Source organism: Nostoc sp. EspVER01 (assembly GCF_034530635.1).
Classification (GTDB): domain Bacteria; phylum Cyanobacteriota; class Cyanobacteriia; order Cyanobacteriales; family Nostocaceae; genus Nostoc.
Genome location: NZ_JAVRCS010000002.1, coordinates 202,691 through 227,575, shown reverse-complemented (window position 1 = coordinate 227,575; position 24,885 = coordinate 202,691). Strand labels below are relative to the sequence as shown.

The 24,885-nt window shown below is 42.2% G+C and carries 21 protein-coding genes, 2 tRNA genes and 1 CRISPR repeat array (1 of these 24 running past the window's edge); of the genes, 14 read left to right on the top strand and 9 right to left on the bottom strand.

Translation table 11 applies throughout. The features are described 5' to 3' along the window. A CRISPR array of direct repeats spans nt 1-246; the repeat unit is 37 nt; unit sequence GTTTCAATCCCTAATAGGGATTTTATTAAATTGCAAT; it reaches 865 nt to the left of the window's first position. 301 nt (nt 247-547) lie between these two features. Continuing rightward, nucleotides 548-1,639, bottom strand: coding sequence for an alanine dehydrogenase (gene ald / locus RMX69_RS03010; protein ID WP_322636484.1), 1,092 nt, complete (start codon nt 1,637-1,639; stop codon nt 548-550). A gap of 481 nt (nt 1,640-2,120) precedes the next feature. Between ald and RMX69_RS03005 the strand changes: the two genes are divergently transcribed. The 6 genes from RMX69_RS03005 (at nt 2,121) to RMX69_RS02980 (ending at nt 8,247) form a co-directional block, all read left to right on the top strand. Further along, nucleotides 2,121-2,291 carry a hypothetical protein gene (locus RMX69_RS03005; protein WP_099099534.1) on the top strand — a complete coding sequence of 57 codons (171 nt, stop codon included), beginning with the start codon at nt 2,121-2,123 and terminating at the stop codon, nt 2,289-2,291. 365 nt (nt 2,292-2,656) lie between these two features. After that, nucleotides 2,657-2,950, top strand: a complete 294-nt coding sequence (locus RMX69_RS03000; RefSeq protein ID WP_289795243.1) for a hypothetical protein — start codon at nt 2,657-2,659, stop codon at nt 2,948-2,950. 78 nt (nt 2,951-3,028) lie between these two features. Then, a complete protein-coding gene (locus tag RMX69_RS02995; protein ID WP_322636483.1) occupies nt 3,029-4,102 on the top strand; it encodes a WD40 repeat domain-containing protein in 1,074 nt (357 codons plus the stop codon). Nucleotides 4,103-4,808: 706 nt separating this feature from the next. Next, complete coding sequence (locus tag RMX69_RS02990; protein ID WP_322636482.1) at nt 4,809-5,861, top strand: permease; 1,053 nt, start codon at nt 4,809-4,811, stop codon at nt 5,859-5,861. A 63-nt stretch (nt 5,862-5,924) separates the two neighbouring features. Beyond that, entirely contained in the window at nt 5,925-6,698 is a 774-nt protein-coding gene (locus tag RMX69_RS02985) for a TIGR03943 family putative permease subunit (RefSeq protein WP_322636481.1), read from the top strand. 52 nt (nt 6,699-6,750) lie between these two features. Further along, nucleotides 6,751-8,247, top strand: a complete 1,497-nt coding sequence (locus RMX69_RS02980) for an Ig-like domain-containing protein (protein WP_322636480.1) — start codon at nt 6,751-6,753, stop codon at nt 8,245-8,247. A 300-nt stretch (nt 8,248-8,547) separates the two neighbouring features. Here the strand turns inward: RMX69_RS02980 and RMX69_RS02975 are convergent, their stop codons facing one another. The 3 genes from RMX69_RS02975 to RMX69_RS02965 all read right to left on the bottom strand — a co-directional run bounded on the left by RMX69_RS02975 (nt 8,548) and on the right by RMX69_RS02965 (nt 12,245). Continuing rightward, on the bottom strand, nt 8,548-9,339 hold the full coding sequence (locus RMX69_RS02975) for a sulfite exporter TauE/SafE family protein (protein WP_322636479.1): 792 nt from the start codon (nt 9,337-9,339) through the stop codon (nt 8,548-8,550). Between the two features lie 35 nt (nt 9,340-9,374). Next, nucleotides 9,375-10,661: a sulfite oxidase gene (locus RMX69_RS02970; RefSeq protein WP_289795237.1), complete on the bottom strand. Its 1,287-nt coding sequence runs from the start codon at nt 10,659-10,661 to the stop codon at nt 9,375-9,377. A gap of 129 nt (nt 10,662-10,790) precedes the next feature. Further along, a complete protein-coding gene (locus RMX69_RS02965) occupies nt 10,791-12,245 on the bottom strand; it encodes an aminotransferase class V-fold PLP-dependent enzyme (RefSeq protein ID WP_322636478.1) in 1,455 nt (484 codons plus the stop codon). Between the two features lie 1,015 nt (nt 12,246-13,260). Between RMX69_RS02965 and RMX69_RS02960 the strand changes: the two genes are divergently transcribed. After that, complete coding sequence (locus RMX69_RS02960; RefSeq protein WP_289795235.1) at nt 13,261-14,787, top strand: hypothetical protein; 1,527 nt, start codon at nt 13,261-13,263, stop codon at nt 14,785-14,787. Nucleotides 14,788-14,839: 52 nt separating this feature from the next. On the opposite strand, the gene RMX69_RS02955 is transcribed toward RMX69_RS02960, so the two are convergent. Further along, the gene (locus RMX69_RS02955) at nt 14,840-16,999 is read right to left on the bottom strand and encodes an NAD(P)/FAD-dependent oxidoreductase (RefSeq protein WP_289795234.1); all 2,160 of its coding nucleotides are present in this window, start codon (nt 16,997-16,999) and stop codon (nt 14,840-14,842) included. A gap of 160 nt (nt 17,000-17,159) precedes the next feature. Between RMX69_RS02955 and RMX69_RS02950 the strand changes: the two genes are divergently transcribed. The 6 genes from RMX69_RS02950 to RMX69_RS02925 all read left to right on the top strand — a co-directional run bounded on the left by RMX69_RS02950 (nt 17,160) and on the right by RMX69_RS02925 (nt 21,067). Further along, nucleotides 17,160-17,393: a hypothetical protein gene (locus RMX69_RS02950; protein WP_094349603.1), complete on the top strand. Its 234-nt coding sequence runs from the start codon at nt 17,160-17,162 to the stop codon at nt 17,391-17,393. 469 nt (nt 17,394-17,862) lie between these two features. Beyond that, on the top strand, nt 17,863-19,002 hold the full coding sequence (locus tag RMX69_RS02945; protein WP_322636477.1) for an alpha-hydroxy acid oxidase: 1,140 nt from the start codon (nt 17,863-17,865) through the stop codon (nt 19,000-19,002). Between the two features lie 91 nt (nt 19,003-19,093). Further along, nucleotides 19,094-19,177 (top strand) — tRNA-Leu (locus RMX69_RS02940). A 33-nt stretch (nt 19,178-19,210) separates the two neighbouring features. Further along, nucleotides 19,211-19,462 (top strand): hypothetical protein, encoded by a 252-nt coding sequence (locus tag RMX69_RS02935; RefSeq protein ID WP_289795232.1) that lies wholly within the window; start codon nt 19,211-19,213, stop codon nt 19,460-19,462. 483 nt (nt 19,463-19,945) lie between these two features. Then, nucleotides 19,946-20,743, top strand: coding sequence for a WecB/TagA/CpsF family glycosyltransferase (locus RMX69_RS02930; protein WP_289795231.1), 798 nt, complete (start codon nt 19,946-19,948; stop codon nt 20,741-20,743). 252 nt (nt 20,744-20,995) lie between these two features. After that, nucleotides 20,996-21,067 (top strand) — tRNA-Gln (locus RMX69_RS02925). Nucleotides 21,068-21,156: 89 nt separating this feature from the next. Here RMX69_RS02925 and RMX69_RS02920 read toward each other — a convergent pair. The 3 genes from RMX69_RS02920 to RMX69_RS02910 form a co-directional block, all read right to left on the bottom strand. Continuing rightward, nucleotides 21,157-21,636, bottom strand: a complete 480-nt coding sequence (locus tag RMX69_RS02920) for a hypothetical protein (protein WP_289795230.1) — start codon at nt 21,634-21,636, stop codon at nt 21,157-21,159. A 164-nt stretch (nt 21,637-21,800) separates the two neighbouring features. After that, nucleotides 21,801-22,097: a hypothetical protein gene (locus RMX69_RS02915; protein WP_289795229.1), complete on the bottom strand. Its 297-nt coding sequence runs from the start codon at nt 22,095-22,097 to the stop codon at nt 21,801-21,803. After that, nucleotides 22,094-22,294 (bottom strand): hypothetical protein, encoded by a 201-nt coding sequence (locus RMX69_RS02910; protein ID WP_289795228.1) that lies wholly within the window; start codon nt 22,292-22,294, stop codon nt 22,094-22,096. Before RMX69_RS02910 ends, RMX69_RS02915 begins: the two co-directional genes overlap by 4 nt. A 53-nt stretch (nt 22,295-22,347) precedes the next feature. Here RMX69_RS02910 and RMX69_RS02905 point away from each other — a divergent pair, with 53 nt between their 5' ends. Further along, complete coding sequence (locus RMX69_RS02905) at nt 22,348-23,646, top strand: hypothetical protein (RefSeq protein ID WP_322636476.1); 1,299 nt, start codon at nt 22,348-22,350, stop codon at nt 23,644-23,646. Between the two features lie 73 nt (nt 23,647-23,719). On the opposite strand, the gene RMX69_RS02900 is transcribed toward RMX69_RS02905, so the two are convergent. Continuing rightward, entirely contained in the window at nt 23,720-24,865 is a 1,146-nt protein-coding gene (locus RMX69_RS02900; RefSeq protein WP_289795226.1) for a SpoIID/LytB domain-containing protein, read from the bottom strand. Between the last annotated feature and the right edge of the window lie 20 nt (nt 24,866-24,885).

The following is a 24,885-nucleotide window of genomic DNA, read 5'->3' as shown; positions in this document are numbered from 1 at the left end:
CCCTAATAGGGATTTTATTAAATTGCAATACCTCGAAGACCGACGCTTTAAGCCGACTGGTAGGTTTCAATCCCTAATAGGGATTTTATTAAATTGCAATAATGTGTACGGGCAGCCCGGAAACGTATTTGGTTGGTTTCAATCCCTAATAGGGATTTTATTAAATTGCAATAAGAAAGCAAGGTCACGTACGTTTAATAGAAAAAGATGTTTCAATCCCTAATAGGGATTTTATTAAATTGCAATCGCTGCCTTCTGAAAGCGCTGCTGTATTTGGTTTTCAAGGTTCAGTTGCGCGAATGAGCAAATCATAACACAGGGAATAGTGATATCACAAGATGCAAATCGCTGAAACCCAATTCCCATAAGGTGCGCGGATGGTTTGAAAGTACCATTGCCCTCAAAGTCTTGTATAGATGGAGCGTAGAGCCTTTTTCGCTCCTTCTCATTTTGTACATCTACCCATCCGCGCATTTGGTAAGAAAATGAGTCTGATTGGCGATCGCTACCTCTATTAAAATAAGCGATCGCCTAATCCTTGAACATCTTAATTTACCAAATCAGGGAACACTTCTTGCACAGCAGGATGCACTAAGCGATGATTCTGCACATTCACACCCTTAGCTAATGCTGGGTTAACCTCCAGTGCCAAAATTCCCAAATTTGCCAACTGGACGACATAAGGTAATGTACTATTATTAAGTGCCTGAGTTGCTGTCCAAGGTACTGCTCCTGGCATATTAGGAACGCCATAATGCACCACACCTTCTTCAATGTATACCGGATTTGTATGGGATGTTGGGTGTAAAGTTTCTATGCAACCGCCTTGGTCAACGGCTACATCAACTATTACCGAACCAGGACGCATTTGTTTAACCAATTCGCGGGATACTAGTATTGGCGCTCTACGTCCTAACACTAAAACTGCACCGATGAGCAAATCGGCTTCTTTGACTGCGGCTTCAATATGAGCAGAGTTGCTGTAAAGCAATTCAACTCTAGAGCCAAAAAGGGTTTCTAAGTAAGATAAACGCTCGACACTCACATCTAAAATCTGGACGATCGCACCCATCCCTACGGCAATTTTAGCTGCTTCTGTGCCGACAACGCCGCCACCTAAAATTACTACTTTACCTGGTTTGACTCCAGGGACACCGCCCAAAAGAACTCCTCTACCACCTTGCTGACGTTCTAGGAATCTGGCCCCAAATTGTACTGCTAGCCGACCGGCAATCACGCTCATGGGGGTGAGCAAAGGTAGTCTGTTAGCACCAGGTTGTTCTACAGTTTCGTAAGCGATCGCAGTTGTGCCACAATCAATTAAATGCTCTGTCAACTTGCGATCGGCTGCTAAATGTAAATAAGTAAATAATACCTGCCCTTTTTGCAAAAATTTATACTCAGATGTCAGCGGTTCTTTGACTTTAACAACCAATTCCCGATTCCAAGCTTTTTCTGATGTGGAGACAATTTCGGCTCCAGCAGTTTTGTAGTCGTCATCGGAGAATCCAGCACCATTACCTGCTTGTGTCTCGACGAAGATACTATGACCATTTTCTCGCAGCACCCGCACACTAGAAGGACTTAACCCTACCCGAAACTCTTGATCCTTATTTTCCTTGGGAACGCCGATTTCCATATATCGCCTCTGATAATTTTTTTGTTTAACTGTAGCCTTCCAATCTCAAGCTTGCTACTTCCGTCTTGCTAGTTCCGTATTAGAGATAGCTGGATTAGAGATACCTAATCTCTGTTCTAACTTTCTTAATTCAATCTGAGTAGCCCAAACTCTTACCCTTGACTATTGCCCCAGTATTTATACAATATATAAAGAATAGTAACAATTTATTAAAAAAGCGATTGTATAGCTCTTGACTAGGAAGCTTTTGCTGAATTTCTCAAGTCATCTTGGCATTCCAGCATTGCAATCAGCTTTTAAGTTAACTTGACTTTTCAATGTCATCTGAAAACTTCAAAGTCTCTCTCTTAGAAGGAGAGAGATTTATAGAGGGGTTTTCTAGACACCATGAAAAGCAAGTAGCGATTATCCCCACTTTCTGTGACTTCTACCAGAAGTCTGATATCAAGTCCCGTTTGCCAAAAATAAGGTTTCTTAAAAAATGACACAAACACAACCAACAATTACACCGAAACTAGAAGAGCCTAAATTTGGCTTTAACGAATACGCCGAACGCTTGAATGGTCGAGCTGCAATGATTGGCTTTGGTTTGATGCTGGTGATTGAATATGTCACCAATCAAGGGGTGCTATCATGGCTGGGTCTGAAGTAGTGCCATCAACAAGCACGATCTTGAAGTTGTAAGCTAGTAATTAAAAGAGTTACAACCAGCTGGAACAACCAGTTGGTTTTGACTTCAATAATTTATAGTGGAGTACTTCGCCCTAGATACATTAATTAGACTTATTCATAAATAACTGCCATAGAATGTAAGCAAGAGAGGAATCGAAATACCTATTAGTGATTGAAATATCATAGACTTGCAACTAATATGTGCAAGGCGATTAATGAGTAAATTTCCTCCCCCTACTAAAAAAATCATAAATTAGTGTCTGCCTTAAATGAGAAAGGCAAATTATGGGTGAGGTATTCTTGGTAAATATACACAAAAGGTGAACTGGAACCAACCAAGCTGTGATGAATGCTGTATTACCTCGTTTTTTGAAGTCAACCTACCGAAAAGACCCACTAATCAGTGTACTGATGACGATGGGCGTTATGGATGCCCTGATTGGCGGATTGAATGATAGCTGGTCGTTGTTTGCTTTTGGTTTGGGAACGGCAGGGATAGCGCTAGGCTTTAAGTTGTGGCGTTTTCAGCAACGTCGTCCTTTACCAGAAGAGCCTGTAGTGCAACATTATTTGCCCTCTCGTTCTTCTAGTGCGCCTTTACCAATGTTAAGCGTTTCTAAGAAAAAACCACCTCTTTAGGATATGCAGAGTTATGACTTAAAATAACTCTGCAAAATTTATTGGGTTTAACTGTATCTGTAAAAGTGAGGAAAAAGAGTGAGTAGTGAGGGAAGAGGTGGCGGTAATTTTCTGCGGCCGTATATTATCCTGGCATTTATGGCAGCTGTTGCCCTTCCAGTGAGTACCTGGGAAGGGTTTTATATTCATCAAGCTCATGCTGCCATTGAAGAAGTAACGCCAAGCTCCCCCCCAGTTAACACTAACTTTGCTAATGCTCAACTAATTTACACACTCAAAGGGCATAACGGAACTGTTAAATCCCTCGCTTTCAGTCCAGATAGCAGAATGCTTGTGAGTGGAGGTGCAGAAAACGAGGGTGTCATTCGCTTGTGGAATTTAGCAAAGGGCAAAAAATTAGCGACTATTAACAAAGCACACAAAGCAGCTGTAGAATCTTTAGTGATTTCACCAGATGGGCAAACCCTCGCTAGCTGTAGTGATGACAATACGATTAACCTCTGGAGCCTGAAAAATTTTAAATTTAGCCGCTCTTTTGTCGGACATACTAGTAACGTCTTATCTTTAGCGGTATCTCCTGATAGTAAAGTTCTTGTCAGTGGAGCTTTGGATGGGATTCGTCTCTGGGATTTGCTACAGCAGCGCCCTCTAGGAACTATAGTACGCTTTGATAATTTGATTTATACTCTGGCCATTAGTCCTGATGGACAGACCTTGGCTAGTGGTGATAATAAGGGTGTAATCAAGCTGTGGAATTTGAGTACTGGTAAATTAATCAGTGAATTGGTAGCTCATTCTAGTGCTGTTAGCGATGTGATTTTTACACCAGATGGACAAACATTAGTTAGTGCTAGCCACGATCGCACCATAAAATTGTGGAATATTAATACTGGAGAATTAGTCCGCACCCTTACAGGACATAATAACTGGGTAAATGCGATCGCTCTTAATCCCGATGGACAAACCCTTGCTAGTGCTGGTAGAGATGGGATTAAATTGTGGGATTTAACTACAGGGGAGTTAATAAATACACTAAGTGGACATACAGACTGGGTAAGTGCGATCGCTTTTAGTCCAAATGGTAAAGTTCTTGCCAGTGGTGGATTCGATCGACTAATCAAGATTTGGGGGATTCCAACAAAACGAAAGTAATTGCGATCGGGCAAAATAATCGTGAAAGAATAGACTATATCCCCGATTTCTTTTAAGAAGTCGGGGATATCATTTTGACGCTCCTTTTAAGGCTTTGTGACTTGCCATAGCTCAAATTCTCACGTCATATAGAAAGTCAGGCTATCGCTAACACCGAAAAATTCCCCAATCATTTCCCGTATCTGCTAAACTTTGGTCTTGCCTTTTTAGAGTTTTTGTAGTAAAAAATCAACCAAAGCTCAGATCAAATTTTGCTATAACTAGTCAAAATCAATGATGGTAACAACCAATAGTTATGTCTACGATGGTCACTGAGCTTGCCGAAGTGCGGGCTACGCCTACCAAAATCTTGAAGAACTGTGAATACTTGATGAAAATACAGCCGAACTAATATCTTATCCAGCAAATTACTGTAAGTATAAACATAGGTAATTTCAAATTAATCTGTGCAGTTACTTGCCCTCTAGATAGGAACAATTTCTGAACTTAGACAATCTTAGAAATGGTCATCGTCAGTAAATGCACTCAGTTAAAAGTCACAAACTCGTGTGAAGCCAAGGTTTGTAGTGCTTAACCGCTATTTTTAAGATAGGATAACTTGCTACTTAAATTATGTTTAATTTTCCCGAACTGCTTTTGATCCCCATTTCGATAGAATGACTAGGCAGAACCCTAAAACTAAAAACCGCTTTTGACTGCGACGCACATGAATCAACTGAACAATGGTTTTACGCTATTTTTAAGTCTGCTAGTCGAGGCGATGCCTTTTTTGCTTCTTGGGGTTTTATTCTCCAGTTTGCTGCTATTTTTTGTTGATGAGCGCAAACTAGTAGAAAAAATGCCCAAAAACCCGCTGTTGGGTGCTTTAGTTGGCAGCATGATCGGCTTTTTGTTTCCGGTGTGTGAGTGCGGGAATGTACCGGTAGCGCGGCGATTCCTGATTCAAGGAGTACCCACACCAGTCGCAATTGGTTTTTTGCTAGCAGCACCAACAATTAACCCAGTTGTAATTTGGGCCACTTGGACAGCATTTCGAGATCAGCCAGAAATAGTAGTCTTACGAGTCGTATTTTCCCTAACAATTGCCACAATTATCGGGTTTGTTTTCAGTTTTCAAAAGGACTTAAATCCCATAGTCCAACCTGCGATCGCTCGTTATATGAAGTTTAATCCACCCGCGCAACCCCAAACCAAACGCCGTGGTAAGCCTTATCAAGGACAACAAGAAGAAACAGTACCGAATCTGTTGCAATCCGGGACTTATATCTTAGGAGGAAAAGCAGGTATCCCTCTACGGATAGATCCTAATTTAGCACCGCCTACCTCAGTCTCTACTGCTGATAAACCACTGGCAGCTAAACTGCGCCTAGTTGTGGATAATAGCATCCAAGAATTGCGAGAATTGGGCGGAGTGATGATTTTAGGAAGTGCGATCGCTGCTGCTATTCAAGTCCTAGCTCCCCGTGAATTAATTCTCAGTTTGGGTGCTGGGCCCATTAGCTCAATTGTGGTCATGTTGATATTAGCAGTAGTGGTATCAATTTGTTCTACAGTCGATTCTTTCTTTGCCTTATCTTTTGCCTCAACCTTTAGCAGCGGTTCATTGCTGGCATTTCTGGTGTTTGGCCCAATGATTGACATCAAAAGCGTTGGTTTGATGTTATCTATTTTTAAACCCAAAACTATCTTTTACTTGTTTGCGTTAGCAGCACAGTTGACATTTCTGTTCACTCTTTTTCTGAATTTACACGTCTTTTAAAAAAATATTTGTCATTTGTCCTTTGTTAATGACCAATGACTAATGACCAATGACTAATGACCAATGGCTAACAAAAATCCCAAATCTAAAATCCCAAATCTGTTACTCCCTTGGCTGGATGCCCTAGCAATTACTGCTTGGGGTATTTTGATGTTGAGATATTGGCTAACTAACAAGCTGAACCTGTTGATTCACCCAAATTACTTTTGGTTGGTGATTGTGTGTGGTATCAGCTTCATCATTATTGGTTTGTTCAAGATGCAGGAACTTTGGCAACGGCGTCGCCGTGATGTTATGCCAAACACCCAGCATATTAGTTTATTTCCCCCTGGTTGGGGGAGTGGTTTATTGTTGACTACAGCAATTCTAGGTTTTATCATTACACCGCAAGTTTTTGCTAGTGACAAAGCACTCCAAAGGGGTGTGACGACTGATTTATTGGGAAGCACACGTGTCAAACCCCAAGCCTTTCGGGTTACTGTTCGTCCAGAAGAGCGATCGCTTGTAGACTGGGTACGCACTGTAAATGTCTATCCAGAACCAGACGCATATACAGGACAAAAAGTCAAGGTGCAGGGATTTGTGATCCACCCGCCCGATATAGGAAAAGAATATTTGTTTTTAGCACGATTTGTCTTAACTTGCTGTGCAGCAGATGCTTACCCTGTGGGATTGCCCGTTAAACTACAAAATAATCAAGAGCGTTACTCTCCTGATACCTGGCTAGAAGTAGAAGGACAAATGGTGACAGAAAATTTGGCAGGTAAACGCCAACTTACCATTGCCGCTACCTCTTTTAAAAAGATTCCTCAACCGGAGAATCCTTATAGTTATTAGTTATTTGTTGATGACAAATGACAAATGACAAATAACAAATGACAAATGACAAATGACTAAATCTAAAGCATTCCAACCACTGGATCGTATAGCGATCGCACTAATGCTACTGCTGAGTGTGCTGATTGGGTTAATCATTTTGCAAGGTGATGTGGTAACTGCTCGTGTCCGGGAATTTACCTGGCAAAATCAACAAATTGGGGCAGAAGATAATTCCTTCACCCTCACCTTCAGCCGCCCAATGGAAGCAAAAAGCGTCGAGGATAACTTGAAAATTGAGCCACCCCTAGCAGGTAAATTCAGTTGGGCAGGGCGGCGGATGGTTTATACACTGGTGACACCAGCACCTTATGGCACAAATTATAAAGTGCAGTTACAAGGAGCTAAAGATAAGTTTGCGGAGCAAGAAGGTAAAAATCGGGTCATACAGCCCTTTACAGGTAGTTTCCGTACACGCGATCGCGTCATCCTTTATATCGGAACCGACAAAGAAGAACAGGGACGCTTGGTTCTTTACAACTTAACCCAAGAGCAAAAAAGGGTACTTACCCCCAAAGACCTGATAGTAATCGACTTTGAGTCATTTCCTGATGGGGAGAAAATTTTATTTTCTGCTCGCGCCGCAAACAATCAAGACTTACTTTCAGCCCAACTGTATACGGTGACAACTGGCGTTTCTGCTAAATCTGGACAAAAAGCAGAACCAGAAGGCAAAGTTGACCTGACTTTAGATAGTAAAGATTATCAAAACCTGAAATTTGACTTATCACCTGATGGGCAAACTATTGTCATCCAGCGGGGAAATAAAAATAATCCTGGCGATTTTGGGCTATGGTTTATGCCAGCAACCAGTGATGGTTCAGCAGAAAAACCCACCCCGAAACGTCTAAAAAGCCAGCCGGGAGGAGACTTTATGGTGACACCAGATAGTAAAGCCGTAGCAGTTGCTCAAGGACAGGGAGCAGCGATTTTACCACTGCAAGGTGATGCCAGTAAACCTTTGGATTTTCTGCCACAGTTTGGTTTAGTACAGGCTTTCTCCAAAGACGGCTCTCAAGCCGCGATGGTAAAGTTTAATACAGATTACACGCGAGATTTGTTTTTGGTAACAAACCAAGGTGTGCAGAAACAGCTATTAAAAACAACAGGTTCAATTCTCAGTTGCCAATTTGACATCGCCTCACCCACCCTCTACTGTTTGTTAACACAGCTAGTATCCAAGGAACAATACATAGAACAGCCCTATGTGGTGGCAATTGATTTGAAAACTGGGCAACAGAAACCATTGTTAGTACTGCCTCCTGCTCAACGGAATGTGCAAATGAGTTTATCTGCTGATGGTTTGGGCTTGTTATTTGACCAAGTAGTACCGCAGACAAATCCCCCAGCATCATTACCCACAAACACTTTGAAAACTGATGATGGAGATGCGATCGATACCAGTAGCCTGTGGTTAATGCCTCTGTTGCCCATCGCTGATGCTGCAACTGTTGAAATTAGACCAGAACAACTGCCCTTAGCTGGGTTTCATCCCCGGTGGCTACCTTGAGCGAATAATTCGTAATTCGTAATTCGTAATTGTGATTAGCAATAACTGTAGGGTGGACACTACTACAAACATCAAATTTAGGTTGCCTCGTTCTCACCAATGGACTAGGAATAACCCTCATTGAGGCTCCGCTCCGCCTTCCTGACTTTGGTAGTAGCACAATGAGTAACATTTCCAGCCTATGGCTGGCTGGAAACAAGATTTGAAAATCGTTTTAGCTTAAGTGAACACCTACGATCATTGCTATTTCACTACAAGGTATGTGGTGAAAATAAATTAAACCTGCTGTAATTATACGAATTACGAGTTAATAATGATTTGTTGATAATTTATCCAAGCTTCCCAAAAAATATAAATTGATAGTATTCCTAAGAAAATACGAAGCACTAAACTCACAGTATAATCTGGTAGTTTTGGCAATGTGCGAGTACTCATTTGAACGCCTAAAAGACCGCCACATCCCAGAACTATACCTTGAGTAAACAGAATATTTCCTTCTAATGTATGTCCTGTACAAGCAGCTAAAGCAGTGATGACAATCACGCCCAAACTAGTCTGAATTGCTACTTTAATTTCTTCTCCCAGTAATAACATTTGCAGCGGAACCATAATCGTACCGCCACCTAAGCCGAATAAACCTGCTAAAATTCCTGCTGCTCCCCCAGTGCCAATTTTAGAAACTAATGGGTTAAATACTGGGACTGTATCTTCTTTTTCCTGGAATGACAGTTGCTTGCGAAGCTCAATCAGATAGATATTAGCAAGTAGTATGATGCCAAATGTAAAGAGTATTATATAAGATGGAATTTTATTGGCGAAATATACACCTATTCCAGTAGTTAGAAAAGCTGGAATTCCTAAATATATTACTCGTTTAAAGTCAAAGTAGCCCATCCACCAATTCTGCAAACTTCCAGAAATTGAAGTAATCACAATAGCAAGGCTACTAGTAGCGATCGCCTGAACGGGAGTATAACCTAGTGTGACTAAAAGAGGAATTGTGATAATACCGCCACCTATTCCTAAAAGTCCAGCTATGACTCCAGATATTAAACCCCCACTCACTAAAATTAACCAACTAAAATCAATCATAAATAATTCTTTTTCTAAAGACTGACTTGGTGTGATTAACCTTGTACTGTCACCGGATGGCTAACAACACCTCCGTAAAGCAATCCAGAGTCATTCCACGGAACTGTACTCGGTTGTGTATTACCTAAATTGTCAGTAGCACGAGCCTGGAGAAAATATTCCCCAGGAAGTGGATTCCATTCAATGTCCCAGCGTACCCACGCAAATGGAAAATTTGGTTCTCTCAGTCGTGCAAATTGCCAAGTTTTACCGCCATCTAGGCTGACTTCTACACGGACAATCTTTCCTTTCCCAGACCAAGAACGTCCGCGTAGTAAGTGGGTTTTAGCCGAAAGCGTAGCTGGCCAAGCCAACTCGAAAGCGCTCTTAACATTTTGATAGGTAATCAGTTTACCTTTATAGGGTGCGATCGCTGGGTAGTCTGCACCAACCAGCACCATCTGCTCTGTCACCCACTGGGTATATATCGGTGTTTCAGAAACTTCAATCCGCTCAATCCATTTAACGTTGGCGTTTCCTCCCCAACCAGGGAATAACACACGGCACGGCTGACCATGATCTGGAGGTAATGGTTCTCCATTCATGGCGTAGACGACAAGCGAGTTATCTGCTAATGCTTTGCTAATTGGAACTACACTGCTGAACTTGGATTTATTTGTTTCCTTTGAGTCCAACGAATCCACATCTGCACCCTCAACGAGTACATCTTTTGCTGTGGATTTCAGTCCAGATCGTTCTAATAACATACCAAGTGGTACACCAGTCCACTCAGCCACACCAATAGCCCCAAGTCTCCACCGTGTTCCAGGGAGTGGTGTGTTGTAAGCTTCTTCAAAGAAGCGCCGACCGTTAGCAGCACACTCAATAGCGCAAGTGACTGAGATGGATGGCATGGCGATGATTTCATCGTAAGTAAACTCGCAGGGGGCAGAAACGCCAGTTCCATGAATTTGCAAACGCCATGTAGATGGCTCAAAGGTCGGCGGTGCGCTGCGGTTGTGAACATAGAACCAATCATTTGGTACTAAATAGCCACGCCCATACATCGCTTCCCAGTTCATCTCTAATGTGCCTTTGCTATGAGAGATGTACCCTGGTGGTAATGGCTTAAGTATTTTGCTGCCTTTAGTTTTAATAGCTGTCTGACTCTGAGCAGGTGCAGGTTTAGCTAACCCTGCAATGGCTGTGCCACCAACCATAGTGGCAAGTATTTTCAGAAAGCGCTGGCGCGAAATACCCGCATCTGTACTTTTTTGCCAGATGCACTCATCAACCCGTGCCTGTAGATAATCTTCCTGGTCAAAGAGGTTTTTATCACTCAAGCTATTACCCCCTTTTAATTCGTAATTCGTAATTAAGAATATAGAGAATGAAGGAGTAGGGGAGAAGTTGCAGTAAGTCTTTCCCCTCTGCGCCTCTGCCCCTCTGCTTCTTCCAATGCTCTGAAAAAACTAGCTGTTTATCGCTGTCCAAACACCAGTTATCTGATCTTGGGTATAGTGTGGCAAATAGTGAGCCAATCCGTTTTTAGCTATTTGAGCGATCACATTTATAAAGCGATCGCAATCTTCTAATGTATTATATACAGCAAAACTGGCTCGGATAATACTAGGAATATTACGTGTAATTCCTCTATCTACTTCCTCAGCAATCTCATAGTCTTTCTCGTCTGAAACATTCTTGAGTTTGCGAATATATTCATAAGTGCAGAAAGCCCCAGCCCGAACGCCAATACCGTATTCTTGTGCCAAAATTTCTGCTACTAAGCGTCCATCAAATCCATCAATATCGAAGGGAATAACATGGGCTAAGTTATCTCCGGGGATATGTATTTTGACACCAGAAATCAGCCCCAGCCGTGTATATGTAAATTCAACTAGAGAGTGTTCATACTGAGCAATGCGATCGCGCCCCACTTCTTCGATAATTTCAATCGCCTTGGCAATGGCGATCGCACCCATTGCATTTGGTGTTCCGGGGTCATGGGCCCGTTCTGTATAAAAACGCTTAATCTCTAGGTTTCTGGTGATATAAGGCAGGTTTCCACCCCCAATTTGATAAGGGTAGGAACTATCAAAAAATTCCTTTGGCCCCAGCAAAACCCCGGTTCCATAAGGGGCATACATCTTGTGTCCAGAGAAAGCCACAAAATCTAAATGACATGGGTCATCATCAGCACGCATATCAACTCGTTCATGCTGAATTAACTGACACACGTCGGCAAATATCTTCGCACCATACCGATGTGCTAAAGCTGCAATTTCGTAAATTGGGGGTCTGTAACCTGTAATTGTCGAAGCACCTGTAATAGTTACTAACTTAATTTGCTCGGCTTCGGGGAGATTTTGGTGTGCTTTAAAAATATCTTCAATTTCTGCGACATTTACACTTCCATCGGGCTGGGTTCTGTACTGCACAACTTCGTCTCTAGTAACCCAAGGCAGCAGGTTAGATGAATGCTCAATATCAGAAACTAAGATTTTCCCAGGTTTTTTTGCCCACAGTGTGGCGGCTCCGTTAATTGCTTCTGTTGTATTCTTCGCAAAGATGACATAGTTGTCTGAAGATGACCCTACAAAGTCCCGAATCACGTTCCGACTAGCGTCATATTCTCGTGTAGTGATGATGGATTTTTGCCCAGAACCTCGATGTACACTGCCATAGGTGTCAAGCATTTCGTCCACGTATTGCTTCAGGGTTGCAAATGGTGTGGTTGTAGCTCCATTATCCAAGTTGACGTACTTGACATAGTTTCCGTTAAGAGTTTTCACCTTGAAAGATAGAGACTCATCTGTAAATAACGGTCTGATTTCTTTGTCCCAAAAGCTGTCACAATTTTCTACAAGCAGCGGCAATTTAGCAGTCTCTTGCTTGATATTTACGCCCATTCCAAGTACATCAGTCATCTTTAGCACCCCTATTTGAAATTTTGATTTTTTTGAAAAAGCCTAACTGCCGCAGCACTTTATTTCGCGCTACAACCAGATAAATTGCCAGTAATTATGGTCTTTATAATTACTTTATTTCTAATAGAAAACGCGGTTATTACGATTATTCTTTAATAAAATAATTAAAATGAGTATCCGTAGTAATGCTCAAATTCAATATTTTTATCGTAAATTAGTATACAGTGTAAACAATATTTCTAAGTAGTAAAGTATACTTTAAACGATTTTATTCCAGTCATTAAACAAACTTGACGTATTGAAGATAAGTCGATCGAAAAGCTTATAACCAATAAAACCTGCAATTGCTTACTGGCAATGTATTTATCGAGAAAAAAGCCCTAACTAAGTTGAGATTACTCTTTAAAAAAGTTTTATATTTTACTTAGACGACTTGTTACGTCTTTGTTAAGACTTTATAAGTATTTACTCGCGTATTTCGGGATCTCTTAACATTGCAGTTATAGCGAAAGCTCTTAGTTGTTTGCTGACATTAAATAGCGATCGCTTAAAATTACAGAATTATCATTGAACAGTAGATACTTGTACGGATATCTATATTTAGGTACTAAATAAGGCATTACAAAATGTATTTCAGGAGACAATCATAATTTATCTCTTAAGACAGATGCGATTATAAAAAATAAAGTATAAGGTTAGGCAGTTTTTTCATGTCAAAAACTTCCTCAGCTAGCCAATACAGTTTAATTTTTAATGTATCGGGTTTCTCCTCCCTCCCACCTATCCTCGAAGGCGGCCAGAGTTCCCCTTATACCTCTTCTTGACGGGGCAGAGCATCATAGTGTTATAACGGCATCAGTCTAGATACAAAATGGGGAACACCAATTGATAATTAATTGCTGGTGCTTGGAGAGAGTTAAACTTAGCTTCTAGAGCAAACCCTGATTAGACACAGTTTATAAGCAATGCTAATGCCAGCGCTGCTGAATATTTTTAAGCAGGTGAGTCAAGAGTGATGAATGAAGCTGACACCTCAAACAAGGGGGTTGTGATGGAATCCCTAAATTCTGCTAATTCGCCACAATCAGAACAGGCGAGTTGTCCCTTTTACTCAGTTGTGCCTAATGACAATATGACAGTTAAAAAACTGCCACTCCTCATGCCAGCTGAAGATAGACAATTTTCACAAGATACCACCCAGCAGGACTGGGTTGCAGAGCCTGAAAGCGGCAAACAAGCACTTATTGACTCGGAATTTCAGAACCTGCTGGCATTGAACGAAGAATTACGTGCGGCTAACAATAATTTGTATGCACAAGTGGAGCAGCTAAAAGACAACCTAGCTGAGTCAGAAAAGGTTTTGCAGTGGCAGAAAACGCGTTCTAGCGTTAGTGAGTCGATGCTCAACCAACACACTCAGGAACTAGCTGCGGCTCAAGAACAGATAAAATCTTTATTTCAACAATTAGAAACTGCTGTACAAACTGTTCAACGTCAGGAAATTTTCACTGATACTTATAAAGCACAGCTACAAATTAGCCAACAACGCCTGGCCCAGTTAGAGCGAGAATGTACGTTGCTACACACTAATAACAACGAACAATCTCAGCAGTTATTGCAATCAGAAAATGTTTGTCGGGAGTTACGTACAAGACTGATGCGACAACAACGCCAGACGCTGCAATTCAAAGCAGCTTTGGAAAAATGTCTAGATACATCGGTTCCTAGCTATGACTCCTTAGAGGATGCTGCAAAACATCCTAAAGACATAACTAGTAGCCAAGGAAGATTTTCTAGAAAAGCTCGGTCTTTATTTCCTAACGCACAGCCAATTCAACCTTGGTCAGCAGAAGAAGAATCCTTGAGTAACGATCTAGATAATTCTTGGGGTGAACCTTCAGCACCAATCCCCTTCCAAAGAAATGAAGCCTCTGCGACGCCGCCATCATCTCCTTGGAACTGGACAGTTAAGAAAGACACGCCAACACCAACACAACCTGCGCCATCTGCACAAGTTGATGATTCTCCAGAAACAACGGAAGCGGTTTCACCTTCGGGTTCATCAAATTTAGATCAGCAATTAGATAGTCTAATTCAAATGTTTTTCACCTCCCAGCCTGCATCTACATCACCACCACCTGCTGCGAAAACGGATGTTAGTGATGTTCCTATTTGGGAGACTTTAGCAACAATCTTAGAAGACGATGAGGAACTAGAAAATCCACAGGAGGAAGATTTGGAGGCAGAAATTAATCCTCCTGCAACTACCTCTACCTCTTGGACGACGGATTCTGTGCTTTCACCAGCCAATAACTTACTGCTTTCCTCTAATCCATCTCAAACCGAAACGCCTGTTGGAGAAACTGAAGACTACTGGTCAGAAGTTTCACAATTGTCAGCAAGTGATTTGTCCTCAGAGTCATTAGGTGATAGCACCAATGATGACAATTCACCTTCACCAGTAGTTTATCCCCAGCGTCCACCCAAGGGGCGTAAGTCATTGGCATCTGTAGAACTGCCGAATTTTCGCCCCAAGAGTTAGGAATTAGTTGTCATTAGTCATTTGTCTAATACTAATGACTAATGACTCATGACTAATTCAGAATCCTTGCTTCTGACTTCGGAATTATGGCTTCTGGGTTGCTTTTTGCTACCTGACTTGGCGATCGCGGTTTGCCTGTGGCGATCGCATAATTAATCGCCAATAGCCACAGCCACAAGCCTGGATTCCGGGGTTCTAGCCAAAAACCTACCCGGTTTAAGAAGTGCGGGAACCACGGACTTAATAAAGCACTAACTAGGGCATGACGACCAAAGTTGAAATAACTACCAAGCCATCTGAGCAAATCCCTGGGCCCAGCAAGTTCCCAAATCCATAAAAGCAAGGCAGGATTTTTTCTAGCGGCTTTGAGTGCTAGGCGGTTAAAGGTTAACCAATCACACCGATCTTTGATAAAGTTATCTGCTACCTCTGGCGGTTCGTCTGCTAACAGCCCAAAGAAGGTGTTGAGCATAGAGTTAATCCGCTGGGGTGGTAAAAATTTCCCTGTGGGAACCATCATCCCTTTGGAAAATAGCCAAGTCACGGAAACGTTGCTTTGGTAGGCGCGAATTTGGTTCAGGTGGCGGAAACTCAACAAGTCATGTTTGAGGGCAGTATCCAACAGCGTTGTTAAGCGCTCTAAGTTGCGAACTAGGGAACCAAAACCGGTGAAAACGAGGGGAGACTGGAGTGATGCTGCATCACCGATCGCAATCAATCGATCAAAGGCAACTGTGCGATCGCGACTTCCTACACTAAAATGCCCTGGTATATACCCAAATGTCGGCTTCTTCCACACCAATTTGTCCATATCGCACCTGCGATACTCTGGCAAAATTGTGAAAAAGTCCTCGTACATCTCCAGCAAGGAACCAGGATTTTCAGCATTGACTTCGTGGTAATGAAATAAATAAATCGTCAGTTCATCATCAGCTGCGGGAAACAATTCCCAAATCAACTGCCTTCCCCGCGAAATATCTCCATGACTGTAAAGAACGTCCCCATATTGGGAATCCCATACTCCCGGCTCAAATCCGCTCTCAATTGCCGCTCCCACTGTCGGACAGACACTATCAAAGGCACGACCACCATTTAATTGCCAAGCAATGGGTGACGCAGTTCCCATTGCATCTATTAGCAGTCGTCCACTTACTTGCTTCTCAATTTGACTGGGCAAGTGCTTGACTTGCAAAACTACCTGTGATATATCAATATCTGCACGGATAAATTCTGTTTCATCCCAAATTTCACCGCCTGCCGCTTGCAGTTTTTGCCCACACATTTGGAGCCATTTTTCGGAATCTAAACCTAAATTTAGGACTGTGGGTGTGTGGAGGACGGGCGATCGCAGTTTGGCTGGATTATTAGCATCAAAAAACTTATTGAATCCATCTTTGTATTCCCTGGCAATGATGGTTTCTAACTCAGCGGGGGTGACTAAACCCAAGTTAACCAAGCTTTGAATCTCGTCGCGCGAAATATTCCATTCTCGGTTCATCCGCCCAAAGGGCATTCGTTCCACTAGCAAGACTTTATATCCGAGTTTTGCCATCAGTGCCGCATGGATTGCACCGAGTGCGCCACCGACATAGATAATGTCGTACTGAGTATGGGACACAAGGGGCAGAGAGGAAAGCCTTCCTGCTACTTCTCCTCGGTCACTGAGCGAAGCCTCTCGTAGAGAAGTGCTGCTCCCTGGCGAAAACACCACTTGACGAGGCTGCTGCGGATTCCGCACCCCTTCGCGCCATCGTTTTTCCCACCAATAGGCACGAGTTAGGTCATATTCACCGTTGGGCATTTTCTGAAAATACTTGACGGTAAGGGGGTAAGTCGAGCCTAGTGCGTCAAATATTGATTGCTGGGATAAATCAATTGTTGGCGGTTCTGGGTAATGATGCGGAAAACGGCTTCTAATTTCCTTGGTCAACCGTTGCAGAATTTTTCCTTCACCGGGAAAGGGTTTTTCTGCCCAGCGAAACACTTTCAGATAGGTAGTTCGTTGCACCGACCAGACAAATACCGAAAGTTCTGTAGGCAAGTTTTCGGAAAGACTCACTCCAGTATGTGTAGTAGCACTGGGTATTTGAAGGCGAAAACCTTCCGAGGTAAGTACTTTTTCTCCATTTCCAGGTTCAAAATCTGTTTGTAACCAACTACGCACAGTTTCTGTTTCTGGAGTTGGAACTTCTAAATAAAGGATTTCTTTCATGTTTTCCTGACATCTCCCATCAATCTACTCACTAAGACAGATTTTCTTAAGGCACAAAGTAGGGTAAACTCCGCCCTATTAGTTTCATAAAGATTCAGTGAAGAAATTTTAAGAGTTTGTCAAATTTATTGTTCATTTTGTATTTCTGTAAACCCACGCCATGAATTATCCCATTCCAGACAGTCCCCAAGAAATTATTGCCCTGCGACAACAACCGATTGATGAAGAACTAGTTGCCAGTGCGATCGCTGGAGTAATTAAAATTGTCCGCGCTCAGGGTCAATCTTTGGAAGAATTGACCGCTCAGTTGTTAGCAGACGATCCACTGCTGGATCAGCAACAACGTCGCTGGTTAAGCCAATTAGTTGCCCAATCCTGGGAAAAGTTCTCCTAAAACCTTGCATAACGATGAAGTTTTAGTCGCAGCATTAGATTTCTAGGTCTGTACCTAAATGTTGGCGAACGCATTTCCGGTATAGGAGTAATAAGAATGGTCAGTATGGGATTGGCAATTGGGTTGATATTTTTGCGTTCATGGCACAGAAGCCATTAAATTAACCATATCAGCGTTTTACGTTGCTTATGAATTTTACAACGTTCTGCAACAGAAAGACCTCTGGCGCAAAGCAGAGGTCTTTTTTTTGGGAGCAATCTTCATGCTGTTTGAACAACGCCTCGGCGCATAATTTTATTGAGCGATCGCTAACTAGGTGAGGATAAATCAATACAAATGTACTATCAAAATAAATATATTTGAAAGCCTTGAAAATGAATAATCGTAGTCAGCGACTCTAGCCTTTTAAAATCTTATGCAGAGCGATAAATCGCTCACTACGAACAAAAGTTTTATTTTAGATTTAATTATGTCTACCTACTTATCCACTGACGATCACTTTCAACCCATCAATCTTTTTGAGTACGAAAAGCTAGCAAAAGAATATCTGTCTCAAACGACACTTGATTACTACAGTAGTGGTGCTTGGGACGAAATCACATTGCGAGATAATCGTGCTGCCTTTGAACGAGTCAAGCTGCGACCTCGGATATTAGTCGATGTAAGCGATCGCAATCTAAGTACCTCCATTTTAGGACAACCCCTGCAACTACCTTTGTTAATTGCACCGATGGCTTTTCAATGTCTAGCCCATCCAGACGGAGAAGTTGCCACGGCTTTAGCTGCTGCATCAGCTGGTGTGGGTATGGTGTTAAGTACAATGGCCACAAAAAGCATTGAAGAAGTGGCGACTGCATGTAATCAGTTTCCAGATTCTCTGCGGTGGTTCCAGCTTTACATCCATAAAGACCGGGGATTAACTCGTGCTTTGGTAGAAAAAGCCTATACAGCAGGCTACAAAGCACTTTGTCTAACTGTAGATGCACCCGTTCTCGGACAGCGTGAGAGAGATAGACGTAATGAGTTTGCCTTACCCCAAGATTTACATCTGGCTAATCTTGCTAGTATCTCAGGACTAGATATTTCCCATGAAAAAGGCGAATCTGGTTTATTTACCTACTTTGCCCAACAACTAAACCCAGCAGTTACTTGGGACGATTTGGAATGGTTGCAGTCTTTATCTCCACTACCTTTAATTATCAAAGGAGTTTTACGCCCAGATGATGCTGTGCGGGCTGTAGAATATGGAGCTAAAGCAATTGTTGTTTCTAATCATGGTGGCAGACAACTCGATGGTGCGATCGCTTCTTTAGATGCCCTAGCTGAAATAGTAGCCGCAGTGGACGGTAAAGTAGAAGTAGTGTTGGATGGAGGCATTCGTAGAGGCACAGACATTCTCAAAGCTCTGGCATTAGGGGCAAAAGCAGTACTAATCGGACGACCTATTTTGTGGGGACTAGCGGTAGCAGGACAAATCGGCGTATCTCATGTCATCTCACTGTTGCAAGATGAGTTAAATGTGGCAATGGCACTTAGCGGCTGTGCCAAAATACAAGATATTGACCCTAGTTTATTGACCCTGCCACACTTTAAGCCGGAAAATTCTTAGAAATGTTATTCCAGCAAAACTTTCAGAAATAATTTTCAGACTTGTCACAAAATCTCTTAATTTAAAGTATACTAGTTAAGGTTAGATACAAGGGCGGGTGGCGGAATTGGTAGACGCACCACACTCAAAATGTGGCGGCCTTACGGTCATAGGAGTTCGATTCTCCTCCTGCCCACTACCAAACAAGTGCTAAAGAGGTGAAAAACTTATGCGCCTGAAAAGATGGGAATCTCCCCGTAAAGAAGGCAGAAATGATAAAGGTAGAGGCGGTTCTGCTAGGAAGCGTCAACTGAAAAAACAAAGGCAAATGTTACGCCAAAGACTTAAAGAAAATAACAAGCCAGACAATAACAAAAACTATAGAGCAGGGAAAGATAAATTTATCTTTCCCTTATTTTTTGGGCTTTTATTTCAGAAAAAAATAAAATTTAGAGATTTTTCAATACAGAGACTAAATTAAATCTGTAATAAATTTGGAAATTATAAGAAAAAATTATTTTTATTAAAATATACTAATTTTAATTCAACCTCTTAAGCGCATATTTACGTATAATATCTGCATATTAAGTGGCTATTATTTTGCATTTCTACTTAAGCAATTAAGTAGTATATACTACTGGATATACAGCTTCTCTCTAGGAATTTATCGCAATTATAATGCTTGGATGAACTAACCAAAAATTAATTATGAAGGAAGTATGAATTTTGTCAAGCAATGTCTAAAATCCTTAACATAAAACAGTAAGCTAGGACACAGCAGTAAATAATTCTAGTATTACCGATTAAGCCAAAAGTATACTAAAAAGGCAATTGCACCTCCATGTGTTAACTTCCAACAATGACACAAGCCTACAAAAAGTCAGGAGTCATCAATCCGAATATTAAGTCATTGGGATTGGTCTAGGTAATCTATGAATTGTTTTCTTGGATACAGGAGTTATTGATGGTGGCGAGAGTGCTTCTACCTACTAAAAAAGTGCTTGATTTTCCTATTACTGCTTTACGGTTTGACGACCAGATACAAACAATAGTGAAGTGGGCGAGTAGGCGTGAGAGTAAAACTGTATATGTAGCCAATGTACACATGCTCATTGAAGCCCATTGGAATCCAGAGTTTGCCACCATATTGCGAAATGCAGATATAGTTACTCCTGATGGTATGCCTCTGGTGTGGATGATGCGAAAAATGGGAGCGCTTTACCAAGACCGCGTGGCAGGGATGGATATTTTTCTCGCATTGTGTCAGCTAACTCAAACACAAAATCTGAGCATCTTCTTTGTAGGTTCCCAAACGGAAATTCTGTCTAGGATGCAAAACAGGTTAGAGAAGGAATTTCCGCAGATAAAGATTGCGGCAATGGAACCTCTACCCTTTCGCCCCCTAACTGAAATTGAAGACGAAGCCTTGGTTCAAAAGATTAATTCTAGTGGTGCTAGCGCTGTCTTAGTGTCACTGGGATGTCCCAAACAAGAAAATTGGATAGCTCAACACAAGGGCAAAATACAAGCTGTAATGATTGGACTGGGTGGAGTTTTCCCAGTTTATGCCGGAATTCATAAGCGCGCACCCCGCATAATTCGAGACTTAGGACTTGAATGGCTATATCGATGGATTCAAGAACCGCGCCGACTTTGCGGCCGCTATGCGAAGACTATTCCACTCTTTATATGGCTGGCTACTAAGCAACTACTATCATCAAGTCGGATTGCAGGGGTCTTCCTTCACGAGACTGGAGACTAAAGAAAAAGAAGTAGATGAGACTGACTCTAAGGCGTCGATCATCAAGTAAAGCAGATTTGAGATGCGAAGGAAAGAATTTTATGCCTTAAGCATGAAGACTGAAGGTTTCAACCTCAAAATGATAAAAGATTCTAAGTTTAAGGATTCTGAGCCATTAATGTCCTGCTGTAAAAACCCATTATCTGAAATCAACTATTAAAGTACTTGACATTAACCCAGGAATAAGTGTTATATTAGTCATAGTGAAATTGTTGGGGCGTCGCCAAGTGGTAAGGCAGCGGGTTTTGGTCTCGCCATCCCTGGGTTCGAATCCTAGCGCCCCAGTTAATCTGAAGACAGGTTATTATGCCTGTCTTTTAGAGTATTTAATTGCATTTTTCAGATGTGTCTCAATGCATCTAGTTCTGTAAATGTTACTTATCAGGGGATTTGAGAGCTTGATCTAGAGTCTGCCTAGCTAGTTCTGCTTTAGACCGCGCTTCTTGGTAACGCACATTAGCTTGAGCAAAATTTTTGAGAACTTTAAAACCTTCCTTGAGTCGAGTAATTTCCTCTTCAGTCACGGAGTCATCAGTAAACAAAATATCAACAGCTTTGCGAATTTCCAACGCTTCAGCTCGTGACTCCTGAACTTTCAGCTTGAGCGTAGCCAGGTTACTCAGAATCTGGACAGCTTGGGTAATACTATCCTCACCACTAGCAGTATCAATATTTGACTCTTTTACCTCAATTAATTGTTGAGGGCCAAATCCTTCTTCCAGTTCTGTGGGTAACTTACCTGCATCCATCAGTTCCATTAGCTGATCCATTGCTTTATCACGGGCTTTGGCTGAATCTTTTCCAGAAACGGTAAGGATAATTTCTGGGCTTTGAGCGAGAGTGTATTGAACCATATTTGAGCAGAAAATTTGCTGATTTTAACCAAGCTGAGGCAAGTAATTATATCATTTTGCGTGTCAGTCATTTGTCGGTTTATGGACTTTAGTATTGGTTTACCAAATTCATGTAAAGATTTCGTTAATGAACAGCAACTACCTACAGCAGCATTAGCTACTATTCAAACGTTTTCAAAACCTTTAACGAGTTGCCGAGCATTTTCCCGTAAGGCTTCAACGAAATATCCACCCTCTTGCACAAATAGTGTTGGTAGATTCAGAGAGCGAATCATTCTACCGATTTTATAGTAAGAATTAGACTCCAGCGCAAAGCAACCCAGGGGATCAGATTTAAAGGTATCGAAACCTGTCGCCACTACCAAAGCTTCAGCCTTAAACGATAATACCCTGCTGACAGATTTTTCTAGAGCTTTTAGATAAAAAGCCTCATTGCTTCCTTTTGGCAGTGGAATGTTCAAGTTATATCCTTCGCCATCGCCTGAGCCACATTCGTTTTCACATCGGGGTGTTCAACGAAGCGTCCTCTTTGAAGAAATTGCGAAGGGCCTTGAGCTTCAAAGTATGGACTGACAATGGCTTTCATATAGATAAAATAGTAAGAATTTCTATTTTTAATGATTTCATGCTTTATTCCTACCCCTGCTAAGTCGCTCAAAATAAAACTTTATACTTAAGAAAAGGAATAATTTTCAATAGGAGGGGAGAGCAATGGCTCCCAGTCCCACCATCATGCAGGCTGTGGAACAACTGGGCTACCGTGTCACCGTTGGTGATGTGGCAACTCAGGCAGGATTGAACGTCGCTGAAGCTAATCAAAGCTTGTTAGCCCTGGCATCTGATGCTGGCGGACATTTACAGGTAGCGGATTCAGGTGATATAGTTTTCCTTTTTCCACAAAATTTTCGAGCAATTTTGCGTAATAAATACTTCCGGCTACGATTGCAGGAATGGTGGAAAAAAGTCTGGAGTGTTCTGTTTTACCTGATTCGCATTTCTTTTGGAATTTTCTTAACTGTTTCCATCGCTCTGATAACTGTTACCATCTTCATGATCATTACTGCTGCCAATTCAGATCGTGACGGCGACAATCAGGGCAGTAATTCCGGCGGTGGGGGCTTCTTCTATTTTCCAAATTTATTTTGGTATCTTAGCCCAAATTATGACACCCACTACCAGGAAACGCGACGTGGAAGCCGGGAAGAAAGCAATCTGAATTTCTTTGAAGCTGTATTTTCGTTTTTGTTTGGCGATGGTAATCCGAACGCCAACTTAGAAGAACGTCGCTGGCAAGAAATTGCTACGGTGATTCGGAGTAACCGTGGTGCAGTTGTAGCAGAACAAATTGCCCCATATTTGGATGACATAGGTGAGGGATACACAAGAGAGTACGAAGATTATATGCTGCCCGTTCTGACGCGGTTTAATGGGCAACCGGGAGTAAGTCCAGAAGGGCAAATTGTTTATTATTTCCCAGAGTTACAGGTGAGTGCAGTTAAAAAGCGCCGTTATGCAATATCAGATCACTTAGAGGAATTTCCCTGGCGTTTTAGTGCCGCAAGTTCTGGGCAGATTATGCTGAGTGCTGGGTTAGGTGTATTAAATTTTGTTGGTGCTTTGGTACTGGGAAGGTTGTTAAGTGATGGAACTGTTGCCATCCAATTAGGCGGACTGGTAGCTTTTGTACAAGGAATTTATTGGCTGCTATTGGCTTACGGAGCAGGTTTTTTAGGTATACCATTATTACGTTATTTCTGGATTCAGTGGCGTAATCGCAAAATAGGCGATCGCAACCGCGATCGCCTTTCCAGAGCAAGGCTATTGGCAAGTCCTGACACACTTTTGCAACAAAAAATCAACTATGCTCAACAATTTGCAACAGAAAAAGTCATTGGCAACGAAGATTTAGTGTATTCTAGCGAAACTGACTTACTTGACCAAGAAGTTGAACGTTCTACACAAATTGACGCTGAATGGCAACGGCGCTTGGAACGGGGGAGTGGGGAATAGGAAGCAGAGGGGCAAGGGAGCAGGGGGAGAAGAATTAATAATCAGTCCCCAATGCTAAATGCCCAATCTCTGATTACTTCGCCTGAATTGGTGTTAGAGCTACACCTTGATAATAATGTCCCAAAATTTGCAGGTGGTTTACTCCTTGCCGAGCCAGATTGTACGCCCCCCACTGACTCATGCCTAAACCATGACCATAGCCAAGCCCTTGCAGTACAAAACTACCATCAGCCCCCTTGGTGACGCTAAATTTGGTACTTTTTAACTTGAGGGCTGTTCGCACTTTCTCGCCTTCTAGCAACTTCGTGCCCTTGTTGCCGACAATTTTTAAAACTTTAACACTGCGGAAAGGTGAGTATGTCTCTGGAATCATCGCCGTCACACTGCCCACCTCAGGAAATTTAGCGCTAATTTCACTGGGCGAGAACGTTTTCACCCAATTACACTCGCGGATATTTTGATCGTAGTCTTGAACAGCACGTAGGTAAGGGAGGGTATTTCCCCAAACATCTTCTACGTTTTCAGTGTGTCCTCCAGAACAAGCATGAAAGACTGAGAGAATAATCCGATTTTTATAAGTTAGCACCTGTCCCAAAGTAGAATCCACTGCGGCGTAAGTCGCAGGAGATTCACTGATGACACCTTTGTAAATTTGCCAGCGATCGGGGGTATTGCCTAAATCGTAAACGGGATTATTTCGTTGTTTTTCTCGTTCGTAGAGGGCGTAAGTGCGGGCTGCGATCGCTTGGGCTTTTAGTGCTTCTTGGGGCCAGCTAGCATTCATTTCGCCACCAAGAACGCTGTAGAGATATTCTTGATCGTCAACCCAGTTAACAGCCGTTAAGCCTTTTTCTGTGGGGACAACCAGAGTTCTGCCTCGATACCAGCGATCGCCAATATAAACAAATCCTTTACCAGTTGGCTCAATCCAAAATAAACCAGACTGCCACTTATCTAAAGCAACTCCGCCAGGAACGGCTTGGGCATAATATGCACTCATTGCTGGCAACTGTCCAAGAGTCCGGCCAGTACTATCCTTAACGATCCCAGTGGTGGAACTGCCCACTTTTACCTGATTAACGCCCCTCTCAATTGCCACGCGCAGGATTACAGACGCTTGGGCTGGGGCAACCAAAGCTATCCACAAAAAGATACTTAACCACCAATGACGTACTTTAATCTGGGAAAATAAAGAGCCTAAGTAAAGTTGGAATTTCATACCGATCATCTAATCACACT

Bases quoted from the DNA above. Each gene is read 5' to 3' on its own strand.
- ald (WP_322636484.1), bottom strand. From the start codon at position 1,639: ATGGAAATCGGCGTTCCCAAGGAAAATAAGGATCAAGAGTTTCGGGTA.
- RMX69_RS03005 (WP_099099534.1), top strand. From the start codon at position 2,121: ATGACACAAACACAACCAACAATTACACCGAAACTAGAAGAGCCTAAA.
- RMX69_RS03000 (WP_289795243.1), top strand. From the start codon at position 2,657: ATGAATGCTGTATTACCTCGTTTTTTGAAGTCAACCTACCGAAAAGAC.
- RMX69_RS02990 (WP_322636482.1), top strand. From the start codon at position 4,809: ATGAATCAACTGAACAATGGTTTTACGCTATTTTTAAGTCTGCTAGTC.
- RMX69_RS02985 (WP_322636481.1), top strand. From the start codon at position 5,925: ATGGCTAACAAAAATCCCAAATCTAAAATCCCAAATCTGTTACTCCCT.
- RMX69_RS02980 (WP_322636480.1), top strand. From the start codon at position 6,751: ATGACTAAATCTAAAGCATTCCAACCACTGGATCGTATAGCGATCGCA.
- RMX69_RS02975 (WP_322636479.1), bottom strand. From the start codon at position 9,339: ATGATTGATTTTAGTTGGTTAATTTTAGTGAGTGGGGGTTTAATATCT.
- RMX69_RS02965 (WP_322636478.1), bottom strand. From the start codon at position 12,245: ATGACTGATGTACTTGGAATGGGCGTAAATATCAAGCAAGAGACTGCT.
- RMX69_RS02960 (WP_289795235.1), top strand. From the start codon at position 13,261: ATGAATGAAGCTGACACCTCAAACAAGGGGGTTGTGATGGAATCCCTA.
- RMX69_RS02955 (WP_289795234.1), bottom strand. From the start codon at position 16,999: ATGAAAGAAATCCTTTATTTAGAAGTTCCAACTCCAGAAACAGAAACT.
- RMX69_RS02950 (WP_094349603.1), top strand. From the start codon at position 17,160: ATGAATTATCCCATTCCAGACAGTCCCCAAGAAATTATTGCCCTGCGA.
- RMX69_RS02945 (WP_322636477.1), top strand. From the start codon at position 17,863: ATGTCTACCTACTTATCCACTGACGATCACTTTCAACCCATCAATCTT.
- RMX69_RS02935 (WP_289795232.1), top strand. From the start codon at position 19,211: ATGCGCCTGAAAAGATGGGAATCTCCCCGTAAAGAAGGCAGAAATGAT.
- RMX69_RS02930 (WP_289795231.1), top strand. From the start codon at position 19,946: ATGGTGGCGAGAGTGCTTCTACCTACTAAAAAAGTGCTTGATTTTCCT.
- RMX69_RS02920 (WP_289795230.1), bottom strand. From the start codon at position 21,636: ATGGTTCAATACACTCTCGCTCAAAGCCCAGAAATTATCCTTACCGTT.
- RMX69_RS02905 (WP_322636476.1), top strand. From the start codon at position 22,348: ATGGCTCCCAGTCCCACCATCATGCAGGCTGTGGAACAACTGGGCTAC.
- RMX69_RS02900 (WP_289795226.1), bottom strand. From the start codon at position 24,865: ATGAAATTCCAACTTTACTTAGGCTCTTTATTTTCCCAGATTAAAGTA.